This window comes from Dyella terrae (genome assembly GCF_022394535.1).
Classification (GTDB): Bacteria; Pseudomonadota; Gammaproteobacteria; order Xanthomonadales; family Rhodanobacteraceae; genus Dyella.
The window spans coordinates 5,275,735-5,296,980 of sequence record NZ_CP089414.1; the positions used below are offsets into that span (position 1 = coordinate 5,275,735).

A 21,246-nucleotide genomic window follows, 5' to 3' on the forward strand; every position below is an offset into this window, starting at 1 on the left:
TTCAGAGTTGGCCGAGAAAGCCGCCAATGGCGCGGCTGTAGTTGGGGATATCGACCAGAAAGGCGTCGTGGCCCTGCGGTGAATCCAGCGCTACGAAGTCCACGGCGGCGCCCGCGGCGCGCAGGCCGTCGGCGATCTGTTCCTGTTGTTCCAGCGGGAACAAGATGTCGGTGCTTACGCCGATCACCATGGCTTTTTCGATGTGGATACGCTTGAGGCCTTCCATCACGCCGCCGCTGCCGTACTCGCTGATGTCGAACCAGTCGCTGGCGCGCGACAGGTAGAGATAGCTATTGGGGTCGAAGGTGTGCACGAAACGCTGGGCGTGGCCTTCCAGGTAGGACTCCACTTCAAATTCGTGGCCGAACGGGTTGTCGCCGCGCTGCTCGGGGTCGAGGCGGATGCGCGCGAAGCGGCCGTTCCATTCCATGGCGGAGCGGTAGGTGATCACGCCGAGCTTGCGCGCGATGCTCATGCCGTCGGTGGGGTAGTTGTCGTCGCTGTACTGGCCGTGGTTCCAGTGCGGGTCGAGACGGATGGCTTCGCGCTGCAGGGAGCGGATGGCGATGGCGAACGGTTGCGCCTGTGGCGCAGTGTCCACGCTGATGTGCGCGCGCACGCTGCCCGGGTGCAGCACCATGTAGGCCAGCGCGCTCATGCCGCCCATGGAGCAGCCGATAAGGCAGGCCAACTGATCGATACCGAGACTACGCACGGCGATATACGCGGCGTTGGCCACGTCTTCCAACGAGAGTTCGGGGAAGTCGAGACGATAGGGCTCGCCGGTGGCCGGGTTGGTCGACGCGGCGCAGGTGGAGCCCTTGTCGCTGCCCAGCGAGTTCACACAGATGACGAACCAGCGCGAGGTGTCGATGGCTTTGCCGGGGCCGATCATCGCCTCCCACCAGCCGGGCGAGGGATCTTCTGCGTTGGACGCAGCGTGTGCGCTGGGCGAGAGGCCGGTGAGTAGCAGCACGGCGTTGTCGCGTGCTTCGCTCAGTGTGCCCCAGGTTTCGTACGCCACGCGGGCTTCGCGCAACTCGCCACCGCGCTTCATGGCGAAGGGCGAGGGCAGGGCGCAGTAGCGGCGCGCGTCGTTTTCCATGAGTTAGTGAACCTTGTCGATGCTGATGCTGATGGGCGTATGCGTGTTGACGTTGATCACGCCGGCATCGCCTTCCAGGTCGCCCGGTTGGGCGATGGCTTGGCCGCTTTTGCTGATGCGGGCACCGACGAAAACGCGCGACGCGGAGGATAGTTTGAGTTGCGGCGTCATGCCCATCCCATCGTTGAGCGTGACGGTAGCGGGCAGGGCGGCGGCATCCATTTTCGCCACGGCCAGCGGCATCGGCGGGCCCTGGTCGGCACGGGCGTAGACGAACAGCGTGTCACCCGGCGCGAGCTTGTCCTTCAGCGAGGGCGAGAGCGTCACCTTCACCTGCAGCGATGGTTGCACCGATTCGGCGGCAGGCGTTTCCGACGTGGTCTTGCCGCCGTTGGCGCGGGATTCGGCTACGGCGATCTGCTCTTGCACGGCCTTGGCCACGTTAGAGCTGGGATCGAGCTGCGGCTGCAGTTGGCGCCACGTTGCGGCCGCTTCGGTGTACTGATCGTGCTGGAACTGGCTGATGCCGAGCAGCCACAGGCCACGCTGGCTTTGCGGATCGATCTTCACCGCGCGTTCGAGCAACTCCTGCGCGCGTCCTTCGATGCGATGGTCTTCGCGCAGCAATGAATCGGCTTCGGCCCAGCCGACCATAGCGACGCCGTTATCGGCATCAAGGCGCAAGACGTGGTCGTAAGCGTCGCGTGCGTCGGCGGCCTTGTGCATCACGCTGTAGGTTTGACCCAGAAGCATCCAGCCTTGCTGATCGTCCGGCTTTTGCGCGAGGTGCGTCTTCAGTTCATCGACGGCCTGATCGATGTTCATACCGGCGTCGGCCTTGGGCACGCCGTTGAGCGCCACGGGCGTACCCACGGCCAGATAAAGCCCAATGGCGGCGATGGGCAGGCAGAACGCCACAATCATGGCCAGCGCGAATACGCCGCGCGGACGGCCTTGCTGGCGTCCATGACGCACCAACGGCAACAGCACAAGGAGCAGCGCCGCGACGATCATCGCCGCGGCGATCAGATAGAAAGCCAGCCTCACCAGTCGTCCCCTTCATCGGCCGGTTTGTCGTCCGTGGTGGTGGCGCTGGCGGGGCGAGCGCGTCGACGCACCGTGACCACCACCACGGCCGCACCGGCCAGCAAAATCACCAACGGCCCGAACCACAGCAGCAGCGTGCTGCCTTGCACCGGCGGGTCGTACAACACGAAATCGGAATAGCGGTCGACAAGGTATTGCTTGATCTCCTCGTCGCTCTTGCCCTGTTGCATCAGGTTGAATACTTCATGCCTCAGATCGCGCGCGAGGTCAGCATTGGAGTCGGCCAAGTTTTCGTTCTGGCACACCAAACAACGCAATTCGCGCGTGAGGTTCTGAAAACGAACTTCCTGCGCGTGGTCCTTGAAGGGCAGCGGGTCGATGGCCTGCGCAAAGGCGATGAACGCAAACAGACACAGCGACACCAGCAGGAGCGCGCGCCTCATGGCGTTTCCTTCGCCAGAGCGGCGATGACCGGCTTCAATTCCTTCTCGATCGCTTCCGGTGTCAGCGGCCCGATGCGCTTGTAGCGGATGATGCCTTTGCCGTCGACGAGGAAGCTCTCCGGTGCGCCGTACACGCCGAAGTCGATGGCAGTGCGGCCTTCGCGATCCACGATAACCATGTCGTACGGATTGCCGTGCTGCGCCAGCCAGTTCTTGGCATCCGTTGCATCGTCTTTGTAGTTGTAGCCGATGACGGGCACGCCGATGGATTTGCCCTGGGTCATCAGCACCGGGTGTTCCTCACCGCAGGCAATGCACCAGCTGGCGAACACATTGATGAGGTAGGGCTTGCCTAGCAATGCATCGCGGCTCACGGTTTGCGCGGGGTCATCCAGCTTCGGCAGCACGAAGGCCGGCGCGGGTTTGTTGATCAGCGGAGAGGGCACTTCGCGTTGGTCATGCTGGGTGTTCCACCAGATGCCGAAGCCGAACAGCACGACCAGCAGCAGGAAGCCGAAAAAAGGAATCATGCGGCTCATGCGCGCGACTCCTGCAGGGCGGTAGCCGGAACCGTTTCCGTTTCCGTGTCCGCCACGCGCTTGGTGCGGAAGCGGCGATCCGCAGCTGCGAAGAAGCCGCCTAGCATCATGAACAGGCCGCCGACCCAGATCCAGCGGACGAAGGGTTTGTCGTAGAGGCGCAGTGCCCAGGCCCCTTCCGGCTGCTTGGAGTCCATCGGTTCGCCCAGCGCCACGTAGAGGTCGCGGAACAGGCCGGGATTGATGGCCGATTCGGTTTGCACCTGACCACGTGAATACGTGCGCTTCTGCGGGTGCATCACGGCGACTTCGCTGCCGTTGCGCAGTACGGTGACGGTGCCCTGGTCACCTTCCCAGTTCGGACCCTGCGTGTGCTGCACGCCGTCGAAGCGGAACTGGTAGCCGCCGATGCTTTCGGTCTGGCCCGGCGCGACGCGTACGTCGCGTTCCACGCTGAGTGCGTTGGTAAGCAGTACACCGGCAAGGAATACGCCCACGCCGAAATGCGCGAGCAGCATGCCGGCCATTTCCGCGGGGTATCGGCGGCCCGGCGGCATCTCGCGCCAGCGCTTGATCACGTAGAGCAGCGTGCCGAAGCCGCACCAGACTGCCGCAGCCGTGCCAGCGATGGCCTTGGTTTCACCGCCCGTAGCGAACGCAGCAGCGATGGTGCAGGCGATGGCGGCGAGGCCTGCACGCCACAACACTTTCTTCAGCGCTGGCACGTCGCTTTTGCCCCAACGCAGGTAGGGGCCAAACGGCAGCAGTACGACCACCGGGATCATCAGCAGCGTAAACAGGAAGCCGAAGTAGGGCGGGCCGACCGAGATCTTGCCGAGGTTCAGCGCGTCACCCAGCAGCGGGAACAGCGTGCCCAGCAGCACCATGGCGGCGGCCACGGTAAGCATCAGGTTGCCGATCAGGATGGCGGTTTCACGCGACACCACGCTGAAGGGTTTGCCGCCCGCCACCTTCGGTGCGCGCATGGCGTAGAGCAGCAGCGAGCCACCGACCACCACGGCGAGGAAGCAGAGGATAAACAGGCCGCGTCGCGGATCGGAGGCGAAGGCATGCACCGAGGTGAGCACGCCCGAGCGCACCAGGAAGGTGCCGAGCAGCGACAGCGAGAACGCAAAGATGGACAGCAGAATGGTCCACGCGCGCAGACCGCCGCGTTTCTCCGTGACTGCTTGTGCGTGGATCAATGCGGCACCAACCAGCCATGGCATGAAGCTGGCGTTCTCCACCGGATCCCAGAACCACCAGCCGCCCCAGCCGAGTTCCGCATAGGCCCACCAACTGCCCGCAACGATGCCAGCAGAGAGGAAAGCCCACGCCACGTTGGTCCACGGGCGTGCCCAACGCACCCATGCCTGTTCCAGCTCACCGCCGAGCAGCGCCGCGATGGAGAAGGCGAACGCCACCGAGAAACCGACGTAGCCCATGTAGAGCACCGGCGGGTGGAACGTCATGCCGGGGTCTTGCAGCACCGGATTCAGATCGCCGCCATCCGGTGGCATGGGTAGCAGGCGTGCGAACGGATTGGAGGTGAAGATGATGAAGGCGAGGAAGCCCACGGCGACCAGGCCGAGCACGCCGAGCACGCGTGCCACGAACACTTCGGGCAGGTTACGGCTGAGCACGGCAAGCGCGAGCGTCCACAGGTTGAGGATGAAGATCCACAACAGCAACGAACCTTCATGCGCGCCCCACACGGCGGCGATGCGGTAGTACCAGGGCAGCGCGAGGTTGGAGTTATCGGCGACGTACTGCACGGAGAAATCGAACGACAGGAACGCTGACACCAGCAGCGCGAAGGCCAGCATGACGAACACCGCTTGCCCCGCCGCCGCCGGACGCGCAACGGCCATCAACGCACGGCTGCCGCGCCATGCGCCGATAAGCGGCAGCACGCCCTGCGCAAAGGCGAGCAGCAGCGCGAGAATCAGCGCGAGTTGGCCGAGTTCGGGCGTCATTGCGGCTTGTCCTGTCCGGCTTCTTCGTTCACCTGTTTGCCCTCGTGAGCCTTGGCCATGGCGTCCTTCAGCTCTTTGGGCATGTAGGTTTCGTCATGCTTAGCCAGCACTTCGGTAGCCATGAAGTGGGCGCTGTCCATGTGGCCAGTGGCGATCACGGATTGGTTGTCGCGAAACAGATCCGGCAGGATGCCGTTGTATTCCACGGGCATCGAACCGCTGGCGTCGACCACGGTGAAGGTGACCTTGAGCGAATCCTTGCTGCGCTGGATGGAGCCGGCCTTGACCATACCGCCGAGGCGGAAGGTCTTGTAGCTGTTCGCCTGGCCCGTCTGCACCTGGCTCGGGGTGAACAGGTAGTTCATGTTCTGCTGCAGGGCGAACACGATCAGGCCCACGGCGACGACCGCCGCCGCAACGACGAGGAGGACAATGGTGAGTCGGCGCTTGCGTGTAGGGTTCATGCTCATTTGCGTAAGTGCGCTCAGGGCGACGTCGGGTTGCGTTGCTGGCGCGCGGCTTGCCGCGCCATGCGGCTGCGAAGTTCGCGCAGATTGCGGCGGCGGCGCAGCGACGGGTTGATGTAGTCGGCAATCAGCACGATGAAGAACACCGCGTACGCCGGCCACACGTACATGGCGTAGCCGCCCATGGCAAAGAAGGCGCTCATCAGCGTGCCTCCCGTTTTTCCGCTTCTGCGCGTCCTGCGCTTGCGGCACTAGCACTTCCATGTGCGTCGGCTATCTGCCGCACCCAGTCCTTGCCGCTTTCCATCGACAGCAAGTCGGTACGCACGCGCCCGAACAGGCTGGCGATGTAATAGAACTTGGTGGCAACCATCATGGTCAGCAGCGGCCACAGCATGTCGGTGCTGATCCTCGACGGCCCGAGGATGCGCACAGTGGAACCCTGGTGCAGCGTGTTCCACCAGTTCACTGAGAAGTGCACGATCGGCACGTTGATGATGCCGATGATGGCGAGGAACGCCGCAGCGCGTGCGCCCTGGCGGCGATCTTCAAATGAGTGGTACAGGCCGATCACACCCAGATACAGGAACAACAACACTAGTTCGGAAGTTAGGCGCGCATCCCACGTCCACCACGTGCCCCACATCGGCTTGCCCCACAGCGAGCCAGTAACCAAGGTGATGAAGGTGAAGGCCGCACCGATGGGGGCCGATTCCATCGCCACCACTTCGGCCAGCTTGATGCGCCATACCAGTGAGATGAACGAGGCGACGGCCATCAAGCCGTAGATGAAAAGGCCCATCCATGCGCTAGGCACGTGGATAAAGATGATGCGATAGGCATCACCTTGCTGGTAATCGGCGGGGGCCAATACGAGGCCGCCGTAAAGTGCGATGGCACCCAGCACTACTGCAAGGCCAAGAGCCCAAGGACGCACTACACCAGCAAAACGATAGAAGTTCGGCGGGGAGCTGAGCTTGTGAACCCAGAGCGGGATCCAGTTGGCCATCGTCTTATGCGTCCAGAGCTATGCGGAGGGCGGTGGCGCAGGCCAGCGGAGCCAGCACCAGCGCCATGACCAGCGCAGCACCCAGCCAGGCGATGGGCGCAAGCCACGGCAGCCCCTGTTGAGCCGCGGCGACAGCGCCAGCGGCAAAGATCACCACGGGTACGCAAAGCGGCAGCAACATCAGCGCCAGCAGCATACCAGAGCGTCGCGTGCCGGCCGTCAGCGCCACCAGCACCGCGCCAAGCAGGCTCAGCAAGGGCGTAGACAGCAGCAGCGCATAGACCAGCACCGGCATCACTGATGTCGGCAAATGCAGCATGCCGGCCAGCAGCGGTGCGATGACGATGAGCGGCAGGGCGGTGGTGATCCAGTGCGCAAGGATCTTCATGCCCATCATCAATGCCAACGGCTGCGGTGACAGCATCAGCTGTTCGAGCGAACCGTCTTCGATGTCGCTGCGGAACATAGCGTCCAGCGCCAGCAGCATGGCGAGCAGCATGGTCACCAGCACGGCACCACCTGCGATGCGCTGGAGCAAGGCATCCTCCGGCCCCAGCGCGAACGGGAATAGCGTGATGACGATAAGCGCGTACAGCACCGGCATGACGATGTCGCCACGGCGACGCCAGGCCAGGGTGAGATCGCGGCGCAGCACGGCGGCGCAGGCGGAGGCGAGCGGCGCGTGGCTCATGCGTGCATGCGTATCCGTTTGGGCTCGCCGTTGAGAAAGCTCACGGCGCCATGGCTGGTTACCAGGGCTGCGCCACCTTCTGCGGCGTGCTGGGTGAGCAGGCGATTCACCAGTTCGATGCCAGTGCGATCGAGGTTGGCGTACGGCTCGTCCAGCAACCACAGCGTGGCCGGCAGCAGGAGCAGGCGCGCGAGTGCGGCGCGTTTCTTCTGGCCTGCGGAAAGCCGCCGCACGGGTTCGTCTTCGTAACCGGCGAGACCGAGATCAGCTAGCACACCATCCACCGTGTGCCCGTCACGTGCGCCGTACAAGCCAGCGGCAACGGCAAGGTTCTCCCTGGCGCTGAGATCACCCTTCAAGCCGAGGTGGTGGCCGAGGAACAGGGTATCGCCCAGATGATCGATGCGTCGCCATGGCTGGCCGCGCCAGTCGAGCGCGCCTTCGTCGATGTGCAGCAGACCGGCGAGGATGCGCAGCAATGTCGTCTTGCCGCTGCCGTTGTCGCCCTCCACCAACGCCACTTCCCCCTCGTGAAGGCGAAAATCCAGCGGGCCGAACACGGGTTCGTCCTGGCGGTAAAAGGTGAGCGCCCGGGCCTCCAGCAGAGGCGTGGCGACGGCGTTGGGGGCAGTCATTGGTCGATTGTCCGCAAAGCCCGGCGGCCTTGTCCATGCGGCGGGGTGACGCCAACGAGACTGACCTGCGCAGGTCCTGAGACGGGGGACTCGGGCATCATGAAAAGTCCCTCAGCCCAAGGACATAAGACGTAACTTGGCTGGGGACGCGCCTTGCCCGTGCACATATCCGAATTGCCCGAAATGCGCCGCTAGGGGATCGAGGGCGGCGATGCCCAGCCCAACGACCCACAAGCTGGGCTCAGCCCACTGTCCTGTGCGGGCGACGCCCAGACCGGGGCGAATCGCGACAGTTTCCGGAATGGCGCGCAATGCCTCGAACAGCGCCCGCTGGGCCGCCTTGTTTTGCGAGCGGGGTGTCGGTTCGGAGCGTGGGTTCCACGCGGTGATGAATCCCCACGGATTCTCCCCGGCCAACTCTTTGAGAGCCGATGGCAGGGGCTGGTCGATGTGGATGGCAGCCCAGCCGCCGCGCGCCAGACGCACTCGATAATCAGTGGCCAAGTACGCGGCGTGCAGTGCTTCATCCATGCCGTAGGTCGGGCAGCGGCGGAAGCGTGGCGCGAAGGGCGTTGATGGCGGCCATGAGGTCGACCGAGGCTGCATCGGTCGAGCCGCGCAGCAATTGATCCAGCAACATATCCTGCGCACGGCCGCGCTCATAGGCGTAGGCGTAGGGCAGGTGGGTGAAGGTGACCATGCGATAGCGCGCCATGAAGTGATCGGGCGCGCGTTCGGCCAGCAGCGCACCGAGCGAACGCTTGGCTGGATAGTGCGGATCGGCGACCGAGTCGCGCATTTCCACGTAGTTCTCCAGGGCCATCGCCGCGATGGCGTTGCTGTTGGGTTGGCGGATGCGCTGGAACTCGGCGAACACGTTGGCCGTGTCGTTCGGCGCTTCGGCCAGCAACGCGGCCAGTACCACGGTGTCTTCGAAACCGCAGTTCATGCCCTGACCGTGGAACGGCACGATGGCGTGCGCGGCATCGCCGACGAGCAGCGCGCGCCCATCCAGGTGCCAGCGTTCCAGATATAGCGTGGACAGCGTGCCCACGGGGTGGCCGTCGTAGTCGTTGGCGAAATCGGGAATCAGCGGCAGCAGGTCGGGGAAGTCTTCCTCGAAGAACGTGCGCGCGCTGCTGGCGCCGCCCAGCGTGTCAAAGCTCGGGTGTGGCCCATGCGCTGGTAGGAACAGCGTGACGGTGAAGCTGCCTTCGGTGTCGGGCAGGGCAATACACATATAGCCGCCACGCGGCCAGATGTGCAGCGCGTGCGGTTCCAACGCGAACTGATCGTGCCCGCCGCTGAGGCCGACAAGGTCGGCAGACAATCCACCCGCCGGGGGAATCTCCAGTTCCTTGTAACCGTGGCCCAGCGATTCCACGCGCTCGCCCAAGGGGGCATAAGCGTTCATGGCCGAACGAAGGGCGGAGCCGGCGCCATCGGCGCCGATGACGACGGGCGCATCGAGCTCGCGCGACACGCCTTGTTCATCAACGAGTTGAATGCGGCGGCCATCGAAATCCGCGCTGGCCAGCGACTGGCCGAAATGGAAGTTCACGCCGGAGGCTTCGGCGGCGTCCAGCAGCAGCATGTTGAGCGCGCCACGAGACACCGACCAGATCACTTCGCTGTCGTCCACGCCATACCGCTGCAAGCCAGAGCGGCCGTCGCGCGTATGCACCATGCGGCCGCGCATCATGACGGCGCGTTGCAGCACGTCGTCAGCGAGGCCCGCTTCGCGCAATGCCTGCAGGCCACGTTCGGCAAGGGCGAGATTGATGGAGCGGCCTCCGGTGAAGCCGGCGACGCGTGGGTCGGGGCGCTTCTCGAAGACGTCGACAGCGAAACCACGTTTCGCCAGTTGCTGCGCAAGCAAGGCGCCGACCAGGCCGCCGCCAATAAGAGTGATGTGCTTCGCCATGGAATCCCGCTGCTAGGTGGCAACCACGTAAAGCGCCAAGAGTAGCGGGTCAGGGGCGGGCGGGGCGATGCGCAGTGCGGCAAGATTTCACTCGCCGCGTGGAGGCATGCACCGTGAGACTTTCTTAGAAGCTCATGAAGTACCCGCCGTTGACCGGCAGGTTGGCGCCCGTGATGTAGCCGGCGTCGTCGGCGGTGAGAAAGGTGACGGCCCGCGCGATGTCGCCCGGCGAACCAAGGCGGCCGACCGGGATATCCGCGATGATCTGTGCGCGGATGTCCTGCGGCACGGCAGCGACCAGCGCCGTATCGCAATAACCCGGTGACACCGTATTCACCGTGATGCCCTTGCGCGCCGTTTCGCGCGCCAGCGCCATACCGAAGCCATGCACGCCGGCCTTGGCCGCGGAGTAGTTGGTCTGACCGAACTGGCCCGTCTGTCCGTTGACCGAGCTCAAGTTCACGATGCGGCCGAAACCGCGCGTGCTCATGCCTTCCACCACGTTGCGGCACATGTTGAACACGCCGTCGAGGTTCACGCGCATCAGTTCATGCCACTGCTGCGGCGTCATCTTGCGCAGGCTGGTGTCGCGGGTGATGCCGGCGGCGTTGACCAGGATGTCCACGCTGCCGTGCTCCTGCTCGATGCGCCCGATGAGCTCGGCACAGCTATCGAACTGGCTGACGTCGGCGGCTTCGAACTTCACCGCCCCATCGAGATCGGCCGTTTCATGTCGGAAGGCAGCGAGCCGTTCCTCGCGAGCGCCTAGATCGACGGCGATGACCTGACGGCCGGACTGAGCCAGCTGACGGCAGATTTCGGTGCCAAGGCCGCCGATGCCGCCCGTGACGAGGGCGACGCGCGGTGCGCGAGTGTGATTTGTCATGTGAAGGACTCGTGCACATGCCGCAGGGCAGCACGTGTTGTGCTGCAGCGGTAGCTGAGACGGAAGGGCGGCTCGCGATGCGGGCCGCCGTAAGCGGGCTGGATCAGCCCGGCTTCTTGGTGGTGGTGCCGCGTGGCGTGGGGTTGGCCTGCGTATTGGTCTGCGCAGCCGTGTCGATCAGGCCACGCTGCATGTTGCGCCACGCTTCCATGTTGCGCTCAGTCAAGTCGTTGAGCATGGACCAGGGTGTCTGACCGAGCAGGCTGTTGAGCTGCGTGCGGAACTGCTGCTGCTGGTCGAGAAAGACCTGCAGGCTGCGTTCCAGATACGGGCCCATGAAACCCTGCAGCGAGTCGCCGTAGAAGCGGATGATCTGGCTGAGTAGCTGGGGCGACAGCATCGGCTGCCCCTTTTCCTCATGCTCAGAGATGATCTGCAGCAAGACTGAGCGGGTGAGGTCCTCGCCGCTCTTGGCGTCACGGACTTCAAAGGTTTCGCCGTCCAACACCAGCTGACGGACCTCTTCCAGCGTGATGTAGCTGGAGATTTCCGTGTCGTAGAGCCGACGGTTCGGATACTTCTTGATGGTGCGGATCGTTTGTGCCATGCACACAAACTAGCAGAAGGTATTGCGGCGCACCAGTCGCCCAACTGGTATTCATTGCTGCACTGGCTAGTTGCAGCATTTCCTGTTAGATCAATTACATGCCGGTTTGTGCCGGTTTGTGCCGGATTGAGAGCAATCCGGCAGCAGCTTAGTGGCCGCCAGCGCCGCCCGCCGAGCCGAAGGGCGGCTTGGCTAGCCAGATCACCGGGATCAGCACGACGAACAGGATGGCGCACAGCAGGAAGACGTCGTTCACCGCCAGGGTTAGCGCCTCCTTGTTCACCAACTGATCCACGACCCCCAGCGCCTGCGTCTGTGCCAGGCCGCCGTGGGTCAGTTGCCCCACGATCTGCGTGGCGGGCTGACTGGCGTTGGTCACGTTCTCGGTCAGGTTGGCGTGATGCAGGATGCCCCGGTGCTGCCACAGGGTCACCGTGACCGCTGTGGACACGCTAGAACCCAGCGTACGGAAGAAGTTGGCCAGGCCGCTGGCGCTGGCGATCTCGTGCGCAGGGAGCCCCGAAAGGTAGATCTGGTTGAGCGGGATGAAGAAGCAGGGAATCGCCACGCCCATGACGAAACGCGGCAGTACCAGCGTGGAGAACGACGCCGAGCTGTCGAACGTGGAGAACCAGTAAGAGGTGCCGGCGAACACCACGAAGGCAAACGTCACGACCGCGCGTAGCTCCAGCTTCTGCATGTTGCGACCGATGATCGGTGACAACAGGAAGGCAAGGATGCCGACCGGCGCGGTGGCCAGACCTGCCCATGTCGCCGTATAGCCGAGCGTGGTCTGCAGCCACAACGGAAACACCACGTTGATGCCGAAGAAGGCAAACATGCCCAGCGACAGCGCGATGACGCCTGCCGTGAAGTTGCGTTGTTTGAATAGGCTCAGTTCGACCACGGGGTGTTTGGCGTGCAGCTCCCACACCACCAGGAAGGTGAGGCATAGCAACGCGACGATGCCGAGGGTGGCGATCAGCGGCGAAGCGAACCAGTCATGGTCGTTGCCGTTATCGAGCATGAACTGCAGGCAGCCCACGCCGGCCACGAGCAACACCAGGCCGACCACGTCGATCGGCGACTGGAAGGTCTTCGTTTCACGTTTGCGCAGCAGCGTCCACGTGATGACACCCGCGGCCACGCCCACCGGCAGGTTGATGTAGAAGATCCAGGGCCACGAGAAGTTGTCCGTGAGCCAGCCACCCAGGATGGGGCCGAAGATAGGCGCCACCACCACGGTCATCGCCCATAGCGCCAGCGCAATGCCCTGCTTGGTCTTCGGATAGCTCGCCAGCAGCAGGGTGAGCGACAGCGCCACCATCGGGCCGGAGCCGGCACCCTGCATGAGGCGGGCGAACACCAGCATCGGCATCGATGTGGCGAGGCCGCACATCATCGAGAAGATCACGAACAGGGCGACGGAGACCACGAAGGTCTTCACCTCGCCGAAGCGCCGCGCGATCCAGCCGGTCAACGGCTGCATGATGGCGCTGGCCAGCGAGTAGGAGCTGATCGTCCACGTACCTTCGTTGGCGCTGACGCCAAGGCTACCGGCGATATGAGGCACAGCGACGTTGACGATGGTCATGTCCAGCACCTCCATGAAGGTGCTGAACGCGACCGCGATGGTCAGCAGGACCAGCGCGGTGCCGTGCAACGGCGGTAGCGGTTTGGCTTCGGAGGGGTTGGCAGCCATGGCGGCGTTTCCGTCGGATCGTCAGTTCGCGTCGCGCGGGCTGAGGTTGGCCTTGATGATCTTCTCGGCCTCTTCGTCGGCCTTGCTGGCCATCTGATCGTAGACCGTCGTTTGCGCGATCGGCTGGCCGTTGCCTTGCGCGGCGTTCATCTCACCCTTGTCGTTGGTGATGTCCACGGAGACGTCGGTGGACAGGCCGACGCGTAGCGGATGATCGTCGAGCTCCTTGTTGTCGAGCGCGATGCGCACCGGTACGCGCTGCACCACCTTGATCCAGTTGCCGGTAGCGTTCTGCGCAGGCAGCAGCGAGAACACGCTGCCGGTGCCGGCGCCGAGGCCGATCACCTTGCCGTGGAATTCCACGCTGCCACCGTAGACGTCGGCCTCGATCTTGGCGGGCTGGCCTACGCGGATATGGCGCAGCTGGTTTTCCTTGAAGTTAGCGTCGATCCACAGGTCGTGCAGTGGCACCACGCTCATCAACTGCTGGCCCGGCTGCACGCTGTTGCCGACCTGCACGCTGCGCTGGGCGACATAACCGGTGACCGGGGCATAGATGTTGTTGCGCTGGGCGGCGATCCAGGCGGCGCGGAAATTCGCACGAGCCTGTTCCACGGCTGGATTGTTGGCGATCTGCGTACCTTCAATGACGGCGCGCGACGCGGCGGCCTGAGCAACGGCGGAATCGAGCGAGGCACGCGCCTGATCAACGGCATCACGCAAGTGCTGCACGTTCTGAGGTGCTTCGGCCTGGGCGGCGACCAGCGGGGCGCTGCGCGCAAGGTCGGCCTCGGCCTTCTTCAGATCCACGCGGGCCTTGGCCACCTGGGCATCAGCGCTGTTCGCCGATTCGGTCTGCTGGCGCACCTGGCGAACGGCCTGGGCGAGCGCGCTGCTGTTTTGCTGCAGGCGGACGTCCGCATCGGTGCTGTCGAGCTTCACCAAAATCTGACCGGCTTCCACGCGCTGCGTGTCGTCGGCGAGGATGGCCACCACGATGCCCGGCACCTGTGCGGAGATCGCCACCTGGTTGCCGTTCACGTAGGCGTTGTCGGTCTTCTCCCGGGTGGAGAACACGAATACCCATAGCAACGCCCACGCGGCGGCGGCGATGAGGAAGATGAAGGTGACGATCAGCAACGCACGGCGGCGCTTGGCCGGATCCTTGGCGGCCATGCCGCTGTCGTTGTCGTTCTTGTTGACGGCGGAATCAGTGGCGCTCATTCGAGGCGTCTCCGGAAAGGTTCAAAGGGGAGGAGGGGCGGTCGCTGGATGCCTGCTCAGGCATGCTGGCGCGGTAACCGCCGCCCAATGCCTTGATCAGCGAGATATCGGTGGAAAGTGCTTGGGCCTGCAGGCTCGCGTCGCTGTCCTGCTGTTGCAGCAATTGTGCCTGTGCACTCAGTGTTTCACGGCGATCCGTCACGCCGCGTTGCACGCGTGACTGTGCATTCGCGAGCAATTGCTTGTTGGCGTCGATCTCGCGGGCTTGTTCCTTGCGGCGGCCCTCGATCTGATCGGCGGTGAGGCTCTGCGTCGCGACGTCACGCGCGGCGCCGAGCACCGTGCTGTTGTATTGCGCCACAGCGGTATCGAGCTGCGCTTTGCTGATGCCGTAGTTCGCTTCCAGCAAGCCGCCGGTAAAGATCGGCAGGTGCAGCGCCGGCGTCAGGCCGAACACGCGACTGCCTGAGCTGAACATCTTGTCGAGATCGATACTCGACAGCCCCGCCATAGCGCTGATGCTGATATCCGGGAAGAACTGCGCGCGCGCCACGTCGGTTTGCCGTAGGGCAGCTTCGACCTGCCACAGACTGGCCGCAATGTCGGGGCGGCGTGCGATCAGGTCGACGCCGACATTGTCAGGCAGCCCCGTGGTGACGTTGGGTAGCGCGCGTGGCTGCAGCGAAGGCAGCTGGGCGGGCGATACGCCACACAGACTGGCGAGCGCTGCCTGGCGGATGTGGGCGGAGCTCTCTATCGCCACCAGCATCTGCCGCGCCGAGGCCGTCTGAGCCTTGGCCGATTGGAGGGTGTCCGGGCGATCGACGCCTTGCTTCACGCGCAGTGCTGCGATCTGCTCCAGCTGTTCGGCCGTCTGTACGGCTTGCTTCGCGATGGTGATGCGTGCCTGATCGGCTAGCCAGCCGAAGTAGGTATCGGCGACATTGGTCTGAATGGCAAGAGCCGCGACGCTGTGTTGCGCTTCCGCCGCATGCGCCTGGTCCACGGCGCCTTCGATGGTGTTGCGCTTTTTGCCCCAGAAGTCGAAGTCGTACTGTGCTTGCACGCCGATATCGCCCTGGTTGTACCAGGTGAAACCGAGGAACTTCGGCGGAATCAGCCCCGTTTCGCTCAGACGCTGGCGTTCGACCTGCGCGCTGCCGCTGACACTCAACCCCGACTGCGCGGTGGCGGCCCGGATGGACTGCTGCGCCGAGTCCACGCGTGAGCGCGCCTGGGCGATATCTGGCGAATCCTTCATCGCCAGTTCGATCAGCTGATCGAGCTGCGGGTCGTTGTACTGCTTCCACCAGGCTGCATCGGGCCAGCCGGCGCGATGACCTGTATCGAGGCCGGCCAGCGGGACATCGTCGCGAATGGGCGGCCGATTCAGCTTGGCGGGGATGGAGCAGCCCGCGACGGCGAGTGCAACGGCGCAGGCAAGCAGCGCGCGACGGCCGAGTCCGCGGTGGGAAGGGCGGTGTGAAGTCATGGACGGGAGTCCGGCTGGGTGAGCGAGTCGATGTTGACGGCAATCTGACGGAGCAGGCGATCGAGCGTGCGTTTGTCATTCGCCGTCAGCGAGGCGAAAGCCCCGTGGACGTTGGGAAACAGTGGCGGAAGGATCTTCCGTACCAAGCGTTTGCCGGCGGTAGTGATGCTGAGCACGACGCGGCGGCGATCCTCGGCGCTGGTGGCGCGCGTGATCAAGCCGGCTTTTACCAGCGCATTGGCGATGCGAGTCATGTTGGTGGCGCCCTGTTGCGCGTACTCGCACAGTTCGGTGGGCGTCGCGCTACCACGGCTGTAGATCATCATCAGCGTGCGGAAGTCGCTTTCATTCAGGCCGTGAGGCTTGAGATCGCGCTCGAGTTCACCGAGCAGGTTTCCGCCAACCAGCAACAACAGGCGTGTCAGCACCACCTCCTGGACGGGAAGGTCCGGGAAGATCTCGCCCACACGGCCAATTCCCTCGTCCATGTGGGCGAGGCACTCGGACATTCGCTTCATTTCACCAAAGGATATTTCGCCAGTGAAGTATTCAGTCTAGCGCTGGCCTCTGGCAGCCCGCAAGACTCAGTCGAGCCCGAAGAGCTCTCGGGCGTTCCGGGTGGTGGCGCTCGCGATAGCTTCGGGGCTTTCGCCGCGAAGCTGCGAGATCACATCGAGCACTTCAATGATGTTGGCGGGCTCGTTGCGTTCGCCGCGATGACAGGCGCCTGGCTGATCCGGGGCGTCGGTCTCCAGCAGCAATCGTTCGACAGGCATGGTCGCGACGATGTGACGGAGGCGTTGAGCGCGTTCATGTGTAACGGGTCCGCCAATGCCGAGATGGAATCCCATTTCCCATAGTCGTTCGGCCTGTTGCAGGCTGCCGGAAAAGCTGTGCACCACACCACGCAGGCCGCCGATGCGGCGCATGGTGGAGGTGACTTCGTCCATGGCTTTTCGTGCATGCACGATGACAGGAAGGTCAATATCGCGGGCGATGCGCAGCTGCTGCTGGAAGTACTCGCGCTGCCGTTCGACGTCGAGCTCGGGCAGGAAATAGTCGAGCCCGATCTCACCTACGGCGACGGCGCGATGTGTCTGCAGCCAGTGCCGGAGCTCATCGATGTGCCCCGGGCGATGCTGGTCGATATAGATGGGGTGCATGCCATAGGCGGGGTGCGCTTCCGCGTGGTCGGCGCAAAGCGTGGCGATCCCCTGCCACGATGCCTGGTCAATGGCGGGCACGATGATATGCCGCACGCCGGCGTCGCGCGCCCGCTGAAACATGGCCTCCCGATCGGGTGCGAAGCTCGCATCATCGATATGCGCGTGGCTGTCGGTGAGTTCGAGCACAGTATTGGGTATCCTGAATTTGGAAGAATGGTTGGCTTCGATCTAAGCGAACATTCAGTGTTTTACAGGTTCAATGTTCGTACTGGATCGAAATTAAGGCAGGAGCGGGGGGCGCTCCGCCGGTCCAGATCAGGAGAGCATTATGAACAGGTTGGTCGTTTCGGCGCTGCATGTGGGTTTCGCCGGCGTATTGGCGATGGGTCTTTCCGCGTGCAACAAGGACGCGAATGCCGATGGCGGCGTAGGTGGGGTGGCACAGCAAGGGGCTCCCGACGGAGCCAAGTACGCGCGCGTCGTGAGTGTGACGCCGGTGCGCGAAGCTGCGAGTGCGTCGCAGCAGGTGTGTCATGACGAGGTCGTCACCACGCATAAGCCGGTGCAGGACACCCACCAGATCGCAGGCACGGCCATTGGCGCCGTGGCAGGTGGCCTGTTAGGTAATCAGGTCGGCGGCGGCAAGGGCCGCACGCTAGCGACAGTGGCGGGTGCGGTAGGTGGTGGCTATGCAGGCCACGAAATCCAGAAGAATCATCAGGAGAATGCGACCCAGCAGACGACGCAGCGTCGCTGCAATACGGTGGCCGGTAACGCTGGCGATAGGGTGGTGGCATACGATGTAAGTTACGAGTACAACGGTGTCACCCGCACTGTGCGCATGGACCACGACCCGGGTGACAGGCTGCAGGTGCAGGAAGGTGTGGTAGCCGTTTCTGACGCTCACTGAGGATTCACGCCATGGATACACTGCTTAGACGTTTGGCTGTCGTGGGACTTGTTTCGGCTGTAGCGCTTCTTTCGGGATGTGAAACACCACCGCAACGGCAGGTGGTTTACAGCGGTGCTTCCAATCGGTGCGAGCAGTGTGGCGTGGTCAGCGACATACGCCAGATCCAGACGCAGAAGGAAAATTCGCCGCTAGGTATGGTCATTGGCGGTATCGCTGGTGGTGTGATCGGCAACCAGTTCGGCGGTGGTAGCGGCAAGGCCTTGACGACGGTCGCTGGCGCCGTGGCTGGTGGCGCCATCGGTAATCAGGTGGGCAAGAATTCCGGAGGTCCGGATGTCGCGTACCAGGTGACCATCAAGCTCGATGATGGTCGCTACGCAACGGTGACGCAGGCTGCTGATCCGCAGGTTCGTCCCGGCGACTACGTGCAGATTCGAAACAACCTTGTTTACCGTCTTTGATTAACGGACGTTTAGACGTCCAAATGAAAAGGCCCTCTTGCGAGGGCCTTTTTTATTGGGGCGGGGTTTGATTAGTTGTTGACCGCGTAGAAGGCGTGCTCGCCGATGGTCTTGACGCGCTTGTTGGACCACTGCGGCGTTACCGCAAGCGTGGCAAAAGCGTCCGCTCGTGGCACGTACACCGTGCGCTCTCCCTGCGGAAGGCTCCAGTTGCTGATCGAATCACCAGCAATCTTCCACGCCTTGGTCCAGGAGTTGAGATCGGTTACTTCAAAACTGCTCGCGGTTGTTGTCAGTGCAAACTGACGTGGTGAGGTCACAACCTCACAAACGCTGTCGCCCCATGTGCCGCGATCGCGGCGACGCATGGCAACTTCGGCCACGGCATATTGGCCGATGGTCGACTCACTGCGTGCCTCGAGATACACCGTCGTGGCCAGGCAGGTCTGGTCCGCGAGGGGCTGGGGTAGCACGGACGCTAACCACAACAGCATCGAAAGTTTCATTAATCTGCCTCCAACGTGCTGTACGTGCGAAGTCGGTGCTACTGACTTCGTACGCCGTTGCGGTGGACGGGCGGGCAGGCCGTTCCACCTGGATTGATCACCTGTGCCGAAACTTGTGGCTAGGTGGTTTGCCACGGGATTGTGGCCAGTCGAGCGGCTGATCCGGTGCCGTTCAAAACTTTTTTTTGCTGCAAGGGCATTGTATCGGGTACTAAGTGACCTCGTGCCTGCAACGTATCCGCGCCATGGGCGGTACTTACACCGACATCTCTGTCGGGTCGCGCCGATCCGGACCCCTCCGGTTCGTCGCGTATGTCGACACCCGTGGGCTGTGGGCGTCGTCTAATTTAGTTGGCGGAGCCTAGTGGTCGATTTCAGATCTGGCAAGTGCCTGGCAGTTCAGGTTCACGCGACGCTCACATTGTCATTTGATCGTGAATCTTTGCGTTTGGTATTTTTTGTCACGCAGACCAACTCTGCATCACGCGCAAAGAGATGCCTTCGTCGGTGTCGATGCTTGCAACATTTTCAATCGCGTGGATTAGACCATCGTCTATGACAGCGAGTGCCTGAATGCTTGCGTCGTCGCCAGCGACATCGAGCAATTGAATGCCGTTCTCGCCGCTACGGTGCAGCACCGTGCCGCTGTCGATAGGTCGCGACAATACGACGCAATGCATATGTCGCTTGAGCCCGCCGCGATAGTGCAGGCGAGCCACGATTTCCTGTCCCGGATAACAGCCTTTGTCGAACGCAACTGCCTGCAGGCGTTCGAGAGAGAGTGCTTGCGGAAGCAGCGCGCCGAGTGTGTTGTTTGGCAACCACGGCCAGCCGAGATCAATCTGTGGCTGTCGCCATGCGCCGTCCGGCGGTGAGGCTCCGATCACCATGCTGTGGTCCCCGCAGCCGAGCACGTAGGCATCGGCTTCACGACGGGCAGCGTAAGTGTCCAACGCTGGGCCGGTGCTGAGCGCGCGCGGTTCGGGCACGGTCAGTTTGACCTTGGAGCGGAATACGAACCGCTGCAGCGATTGCGCCATGGAGGCAGCATCGCCACCGCGTAACAGCAACAGCAGGACGTCGTCGGCGAGTCGTGCAAGGTGGAACAGTGCAAGCACGCGACCTTGCGCATCAAGCCACGCGCCGAACTGCCACGTGCCGATGGCGAGCGACTGGACATTGCTGCTGAATTGGGCCTGGGCGAACGCCGTGGCGTCGGCGCCTTCGAGCAACAGGGTGCGGGCGGTGTAATCTGTTGGCATAGAGGTGGGACATGAGGGCAGGGGTAGGGAGATGCAAGTGGCGCCACCCCTACTGGCAGACGAAAGCACCGCCGTCAAGGTTGTGCTGCATTAACGCAGGTATTACGCTTTTACGGCTTTCAAACACCATGTCCGATACGTCCTCCCAAACTGAGTCCAAGCCCGCTTCCGCTCCGGCGGAGCCGACTGCCGTGCCTGCTGTTCCGGACACGGGAAAGACTTCGAAGGAGCAACCGGCCCCGGATCCCACCCGCTACGGCGATTGGGAAAAGAACGGGCGCTGTATCGACTTCTGATCGCGCCGCGCCGGCTCCGCGCCGGCGTCGTCGGGTAAGGGAAGGGCGGTATAGGGCATTAGCGATTCCACCCAGGATAGCCGCCATGGCAGACACGCAACGACCGCTCTCTCCCCACATGGGCATATATAAGTGGCAAGTGCAGATGGTGACCTCCATCGTGCACCGCGCTACCGGTATAGCCCTCTCCGTCGGAACCCTGATTGTGCTGTGGGGGGGTGTTCTCCCTGGCCAGCGGCGAAGACAGCTACAACCAGTTCAAGACCTGCATCGGTAGCCCGATCGGTCTGATCCTGATGTTTGGCTGGACCTGGGCGCTGTTCTATCACCTGTGCAACGGCATCCGTCACCTGTTCCAGGACGGTGGCATGGGCTACGCCATTCCGCAGTTCATCCGCTCCAGCTGGCTGTCGATTGGCGGCAGCATCGTGCTGACCCTCCTCGTCTGGGCCTATGTGCTGATGTGCGGAGGTGCGGCATGAGCGCGAACGGTCAGCAACACGACGTGCGCAAGCTGTTGCGCAACCCCCTGAAGCGCGCCCGCGGCCTTGGCTCGGCACAGTCCGGTGTCGGCCACTGGTGGACGCAGCGCGTCACCGCCACGGCGCTGGTCTTTCTTGCCATCTGGTTTGTGGTGACGGTGCTGGGCGCACTGCACGCCGACTACGCAACGGCCAGGAGCATCATCGCCAAGCCGTGGAATGCCCTGCTGCTGGTGGCCTTTGTGCTTGCCGTGTGCTGGCACGCCGTGCTGGGCCTGCAGGTCGTTATCGAAGATTACGTGCATACGCGCTGGAAGGAAGTCGCCCTCCTGGTGCTGGTGAAGTTCATTGCAGTGCTCGGCACGCTGGCCACGCTGATGGCCGTGCTGCGCGTGGCGCTGGGAGCCTGATTC

The 21,246-nt window shown here is 63.3% G+C and carries 25 protein-coding genes and 1 pseudogene; 5 read left to right on the forward strand and 21 right to left on the reverse strand.

The features are described from left to right. Position 1: 1 nt before the first annotated feature. From metX to DYST_RS23555, 19 genes are all read right to left on the reverse strand, one after another. On the reverse strand, positions 2 to 1,105 hold the full coding sequence (gene metX / locus DYST_RS23465) for a homoserine O-acetyltransferase MetX (RefSeq protein WP_239948913.1): 1,104 nt from the start codon (positions 1,103 to 1,105) through the stop codon (positions 2 to 4). Between the two features lie 3 nt (positions 1,106 to 1,108). Continuing rightward, complete coding sequence (locus DYST_RS23470) at positions 1,109 to 2,152, reverse strand: tetratricopeptide repeat protein (protein ID WP_239948915.1); 1,044 nt, start codon at positions 2,150 to 2,152, stop codon at positions 1,109 to 1,111. Beyond that, a complete protein-coding gene (locus tag DYST_RS23475; protein WP_239948916.1) occupies positions 2,149 to 2,595 on the reverse strand; it encodes a cytochrome c-type biogenesis protein in 447 nt (148 codons plus the stop codon). The genes DYST_RS23470 and DYST_RS23475 overlap by 4 nt, the downstream gene beginning before the upstream one ends. After that, complete coding sequence (locus tag DYST_RS23480) at positions 2,592 to 3,134, reverse strand: DsbE family thiol:disulfide interchange protein (RefSeq protein WP_239948918.1); 543 nt, start codon at positions 3,132 to 3,134, stop codon at positions 2,592 to 2,594. Before DYST_RS23480 ends, DYST_RS23475 begins: the two co-directional genes overlap by 4 nt. Next, complete coding sequence (locus DYST_RS23485) at positions 3,131 to 5,110, reverse strand: heme lyase CcmF/NrfE family subunit (RefSeq protein ID WP_239948920.1); 1,980 nt, start codon at positions 5,108 to 5,110, stop codon at positions 3,131 to 3,133. The genes DYST_RS23480 and DYST_RS23485 overlap by 4 nt, the downstream gene beginning before the upstream one ends. Further along, positions 5,107 to 5,574 (reverse strand): cytochrome c maturation protein CcmE, encoded by a 468-nt coding sequence (gene ccmE, locus DYST_RS23490; RefSeq protein ID WP_239948927.1) that lies wholly within the window; start codon positions 5,572 to 5,574, stop codon positions 5,107 to 5,109. Before ccmE ends, DYST_RS23485 begins: the two co-directional genes overlap by 4 nt. Positions 5,575 to 5,594: 20 nt before the next feature. Beyond that, positions 5,595 to 5,780 (reverse strand): heme exporter protein CcmD, encoded by a 186-nt coding sequence (gene ccmD / locus DYST_RS23495; RefSeq protein WP_239948935.1) that lies wholly within the window; start codon positions 5,778 to 5,780, stop codon positions 5,595 to 5,597. Beyond that, positions 5,780 to 6,586, reverse strand: a complete 807-nt coding sequence (locus DYST_RS23500) for a heme ABC transporter permease (protein ID WP_239948937.1) — start codon at positions 6,584 to 6,586, stop codon at positions 5,780 to 5,782. The genes ccmD and DYST_RS23500 overlap by 1 nt, the downstream gene beginning before the upstream one ends. Positions 6,587 to 6,590: 4 nt before the next feature. After that, positions 6,591 to 7,277 (reverse strand): heme exporter protein CcmB, encoded by a 687-nt coding sequence (gene ccmB, locus DYST_RS23505; RefSeq protein ID WP_102304270.1) that lies wholly within the window; start codon positions 7,275 to 7,277, stop codon positions 6,591 to 6,593. Beyond that, positions 7,274 to 7,912 carry a cytochrome c biogenesis heme-transporting ATPase CcmA gene (ccmA, locus tag DYST_RS23510; RefSeq protein WP_239948945.1) on the reverse strand — a complete coding sequence of 213 codons (639 nt, stop codon included), beginning with the start codon at positions 7,910 to 7,912 and terminating at the stop codon, positions 7,274 to 7,276. Before ccmA ends, ccmB begins: the two co-directional genes overlap by 4 nt. A gap of 111 nt (positions 7,913 to 8,023) precedes the next feature. Further along, positions 8,024 to 8,443 carry a DUF3293 domain-containing protein gene (locus DYST_RS23515; protein WP_239948947.1) on the reverse strand — a complete coding sequence of 140 codons (420 nt, stop codon included), beginning with the start codon at positions 8,441 to 8,443 and terminating at the stop codon, positions 8,024 to 8,026. After that, positions 8,436 to 9,836, reverse strand: coding sequence for an FAD-dependent oxidoreductase (locus DYST_RS23520; protein WP_239948948.1), 1,401 nt, complete (start codon positions 9,834 to 9,836; stop codon positions 8,436 to 8,438). Before DYST_RS23520 ends, DYST_RS23515 begins: the two co-directional genes overlap by 8 nt. Before the next feature lie 124 nt (positions 9,837 to 9,960). After that, positions 9,961 to 10,722 carry an acetoacetyl-CoA reductase gene (phbB, locus tag DYST_RS23525; RefSeq protein WP_239948950.1) on the reverse strand — a complete coding sequence of 254 codons (762 nt, stop codon included), beginning with the start codon at positions 10,720 to 10,722 and terminating at the stop codon, positions 9,961 to 9,963. 103 nt (positions 10,723 to 10,825) lie between these two features. Continuing rightward, on the reverse strand, positions 10,826 to 11,329 hold the full coding sequence (phaR, locus tag DYST_RS23530) for a polyhydroxyalkanoate synthesis repressor PhaR (RefSeq protein ID WP_102304262.1): 504 nt from the start codon (positions 11,327 to 11,329) through the stop codon (positions 10,826 to 10,828). A 148-nt stretch (positions 11,330 to 11,477) separates the two neighbouring features. Next, complete coding sequence (locus tag DYST_RS23535; protein ID WP_239948952.1) at positions 11,478 to 13,031, reverse strand: DHA2 family efflux MFS transporter permease subunit; 1,554 nt, start codon at positions 13,029 to 13,031, stop codon at positions 11,478 to 11,480. Between the two features lie 21 nt (positions 13,032 to 13,052). Continuing rightward, positions 13,053 to 14,255 carry an efflux RND transporter periplasmic adaptor subunit gene (locus DYST_RS23540; protein ID WP_102304258.1) on the reverse strand — a complete coding sequence of 401 codons (1,203 nt, stop codon included), beginning with the start codon at positions 14,253 to 14,255 and terminating at the stop codon, positions 13,053 to 13,055. After that, a complete protein-coding gene (locus tag DYST_RS23545) occupies positions 14,242 to 15,747 on the reverse strand; it encodes an efflux transporter outer membrane subunit (RefSeq protein ID WP_239948954.1) in 1,506 nt (501 codons plus the stop codon). The genes DYST_RS23540 and DYST_RS23545 overlap by 14 nt, the downstream gene beginning before the upstream one ends. Beyond that, the gene (locus DYST_RS23550) at positions 15,744 to 16,235 is read right to left on the reverse strand and encodes a MarR family winged helix-turn-helix transcriptional regulator (RefSeq protein ID WP_239948956.1); all 492 of its coding nucleotides are present in this window, start codon (positions 16,233 to 16,235) and stop codon (positions 15,744 to 15,746) included. The genes DYST_RS23545 and DYST_RS23550 overlap by 4 nt, the downstream gene beginning before the upstream one ends. Positions 16,236 to 16,331: 96 nt before the next feature. After that, positions 16,332 to 17,099, reverse strand: a complete 768-nt coding sequence (locus DYST_RS23555; protein WP_239948957.1) for a TatD family hydrolase — start codon at positions 17,097 to 17,099, stop codon at positions 16,332 to 16,334. Positions 17,100 to 17,241: 142 nt separating this feature from the next. Here DYST_RS23555 and DYST_RS23560 point away from each other — a divergent pair, with 142 nt between their 5' ends. Beyond that, positions 17,242 to 17,823: a glycine zipper 2TM domain-containing protein gene (locus tag DYST_RS23560; RefSeq protein ID WP_102304251.1), complete on the forward strand. Its 582-nt coding sequence runs from the start codon at positions 17,242 to 17,244 to the stop codon at positions 17,821 to 17,823. An 11-nt stretch (positions 17,824 to 17,834) separates the two neighbouring features. Next, positions 17,835 to 18,287 carry a glycine zipper 2TM domain-containing protein gene (locus tag DYST_RS23565; RefSeq protein WP_199038477.1) on the forward strand — a complete coding sequence of 151 codons (453 nt, stop codon included), beginning with the start codon at positions 17,835 to 17,837 and terminating at the stop codon, positions 18,285 to 18,287. A 71-nt stretch (positions 18,288 to 18,358) separates the two neighbouring features. On the opposite strand, the gene DYST_RS23570 is transcribed toward DYST_RS23565, so the two are convergent. After that, positions 18,359 to 18,793 (reverse strand): cell wall hydrolase, encoded by a 435-nt coding sequence (locus tag DYST_RS23570; protein ID WP_199179033.1) that lies wholly within the window; start codon positions 18,791 to 18,793, stop codon positions 18,359 to 18,361. 461 nt (positions 18,794 to 19,254) lie between these two features. Further along, positions 19,255 to 20,055, reverse strand: a complete 801-nt coding sequence (locus tag DYST_RS23575) for a YgfZ/GcvT domain-containing protein (RefSeq protein ID WP_239948959.1) — start codon at positions 20,053 to 20,055, stop codon at positions 19,255 to 19,257. 128 nt (positions 20,056 to 20,183) lie between these two features. On the opposite strand from DYST_RS23575, the gene DYST_RS23580 reads away from it, so the two are divergent. The 3 genes and pseudogenes from DYST_RS23580 to sdhD all read left to right on the forward strand — a co-directional run bounded on the left by DYST_RS23580 (position 20,184) and on the right by sdhD (position 21,243). Continuing rightward, on the forward strand, positions 20,184 to 20,351 hold the full coding sequence (locus tag DYST_RS23580) for a DUF1674 domain-containing protein (RefSeq protein WP_102304245.1): 168 nt from the start codon (positions 20,184 to 20,186) through the stop codon (positions 20,349 to 20,351). A gap of 85 nt (positions 20,352 to 20,436) precedes the next feature. Further along, positions 20,437 to 20,833 (forward strand): annotated as a pseudogene (gene sdhC, locus DYST_RS23585) (succinate dehydrogenase, cytochrome b556 subunit). Continuing rightward, on the forward strand, positions 20,830 to 21,243 hold the full coding sequence (gene sdhD / locus DYST_RS23590; protein WP_102304242.1) for a succinate dehydrogenase, hydrophobic membrane anchor protein: 414 nt from the start codon (positions 20,830 to 20,832) through the stop codon (positions 21,241 to 21,243). The pseudogene sdhC and the gene sdhD overlap by 4 nt, the downstream one beginning before the upstream one ends. Positions 21,244 to 21,246: the final 3 nt, after the last annotated feature.

What these genes read in the sequence shown, in the direction of transcription:
- DYST_RS23570 (WP_199179033.1), bottom strand. Translation starts at nt 18,793, where the DNA reads ATGAAACTTTCGATGCTGTTGTGGTTAGCGTCCGTGCTACCCCAGCCC.
- DYST_RS23575 (WP_239948959.1), bottom strand. Translation starts at nt 20,055, where the DNA reads ATGCCAACAGATTACACCGCCCGCACCCTGTTGCTCGAAGGCGCCGAC.
- DYST_RS23480 (WP_239948918.1), bottom strand. Translation starts at nt 3,134, where the DNA reads ATGAGCCGCATGATTCCTTTTTTCGGCTTCCTGCTGCTGGTCGTGCTG.
- ccmD (WP_239948935.1), bottom strand. Translation starts at nt 5,780, where the DNA reads ATGAGCGCCTTCTTTGCCATGGGCGGCTACGCCATGTACGTGTGGCCG.
- sdhD (WP_102304242.1), top strand. Translation starts at nt 20,830, where the DNA reads ATGAGCGCGAACGGTCAGCAACACGACGTGCGCAAGCTGTTGCGCAAC.
- DYST_RS23485 (WP_239948920.1), bottom strand. Translation starts at nt 5,110, where the DNA reads ATGACGCCCGAACTCGGCCAACTCGCGCTGATTCTCGCGCTGCTGCTC.
- DYST_RS23475 (WP_239948916.1), bottom strand. Translation starts at nt 2,595, where the DNA reads ATGAGGCGCGCGCTCCTGCTGGTGTCGCTGTGTCTGTTTGCGTTCATC.
- DYST_RS23545 (WP_239948954.1), bottom strand. Translation starts at nt 15,747, where the DNA reads ATGACTTCACACCGCCCTTCCCACCGCGGACTCGGCCGTCGCGCGCTG.
- DYST_RS23560 (WP_102304251.1), top strand. Translation starts at nt 17,242, where the DNA reads ATGAACAGGTTGGTCGTTTCGGCGCTGCATGTGGGTTTCGCCGGCGTA.
- DYST_RS23520 (WP_239948948.1), bottom strand. Translation starts at nt 9,836, where the DNA reads ATGGCGAAGCACATCACTCTTATTGGCGGCGGCCTGGTCGGCGCCTTG.
- DYST_RS23535 (WP_239948952.1), bottom strand. Translation starts at nt 13,031, where the DNA reads ATGGCTGCCAACCCCTCCGAAGCCAAACCGCTACCGCCGTTGCACGGC.
- metX (WP_239948913.1), bottom strand. Translation starts at nt 1,105, where the DNA reads ATGGAAAACGACGCGCGCCGCTACTGCGCCCTGCCCTCGCCCTTCGCC.
- ccmA (WP_239948945.1), bottom strand. Translation starts at nt 7,912, where the DNA reads ATGACTGCCCCCAACGCCGTCGCCACGCCTCTGCTGGAGGCCCGGGCG.
- DYST_RS23540 (WP_102304258.1), bottom strand. Translation starts at nt 14,255, where the DNA reads ATGAGCGCCACTGATTCCGCCGTCAACAAGAACGACAACGACAGCGGC.
- phaR (WP_102304262.1), bottom strand. Translation starts at nt 11,329, where the DNA reads ATGGCACAAACGATCCGCACCATCAAGAAGTATCCGAACCGTCGGCTC.
- DYST_RS23550 (WP_239948956.1), bottom strand. Translation starts at nt 16,235, where the DNA reads ATGGACGAGGGAATTGGCCGTGTGGGCGAGATCTTCCCGGACCTTCCC.
- DYST_RS23565 (WP_199038477.1), top strand. Translation starts at nt 17,835, where the DNA reads ATGGATACACTGCTTAGACGTTTGGCTGTCGTGGGACTTGTTTCGGCT.
- DYST_RS23580 (WP_102304245.1), top strand. Translation starts at nt 20,184, where the DNA reads ATGTCCGATACGTCCTCCCAAACTGAGTCCAAGCCCGCTTCCGCTCCG.
- ccmE (WP_239948927.1), bottom strand. Translation starts at nt 5,574, where the DNA reads ATGAACCCTACACGCAAGCGCCGACTCACCATTGTCCTCCTCGTCGTT.
- phbB (WP_239948950.1), bottom strand. Translation starts at nt 10,722, where the DNA reads ATGACAAATCACACTCGCGCACCGCGCGTCGCCCTCGTCACGGGCGGC.
- ccmB (WP_102304270.1), bottom strand. Translation starts at nt 7,277, where the DNA reads ATGAGCCACGCGCCGCTCGCCTCCGCCTGCGCCGCCGTGCTGCGCCGC.
- DYST_RS23500 (WP_239948937.1), bottom strand. Translation starts at nt 6,586, where the DNA reads ATGGCCAACTGGATCCCGCTCTGGGTTCACAAGCTCAGCTCCCCGCCG.
- DYST_RS23515 (WP_239948947.1), bottom strand. Translation starts at nt 8,443, where the DNA reads ATGGATGAAGCACTGCACGCCGCGTACTTGGCCACTGATTATCGAGTG.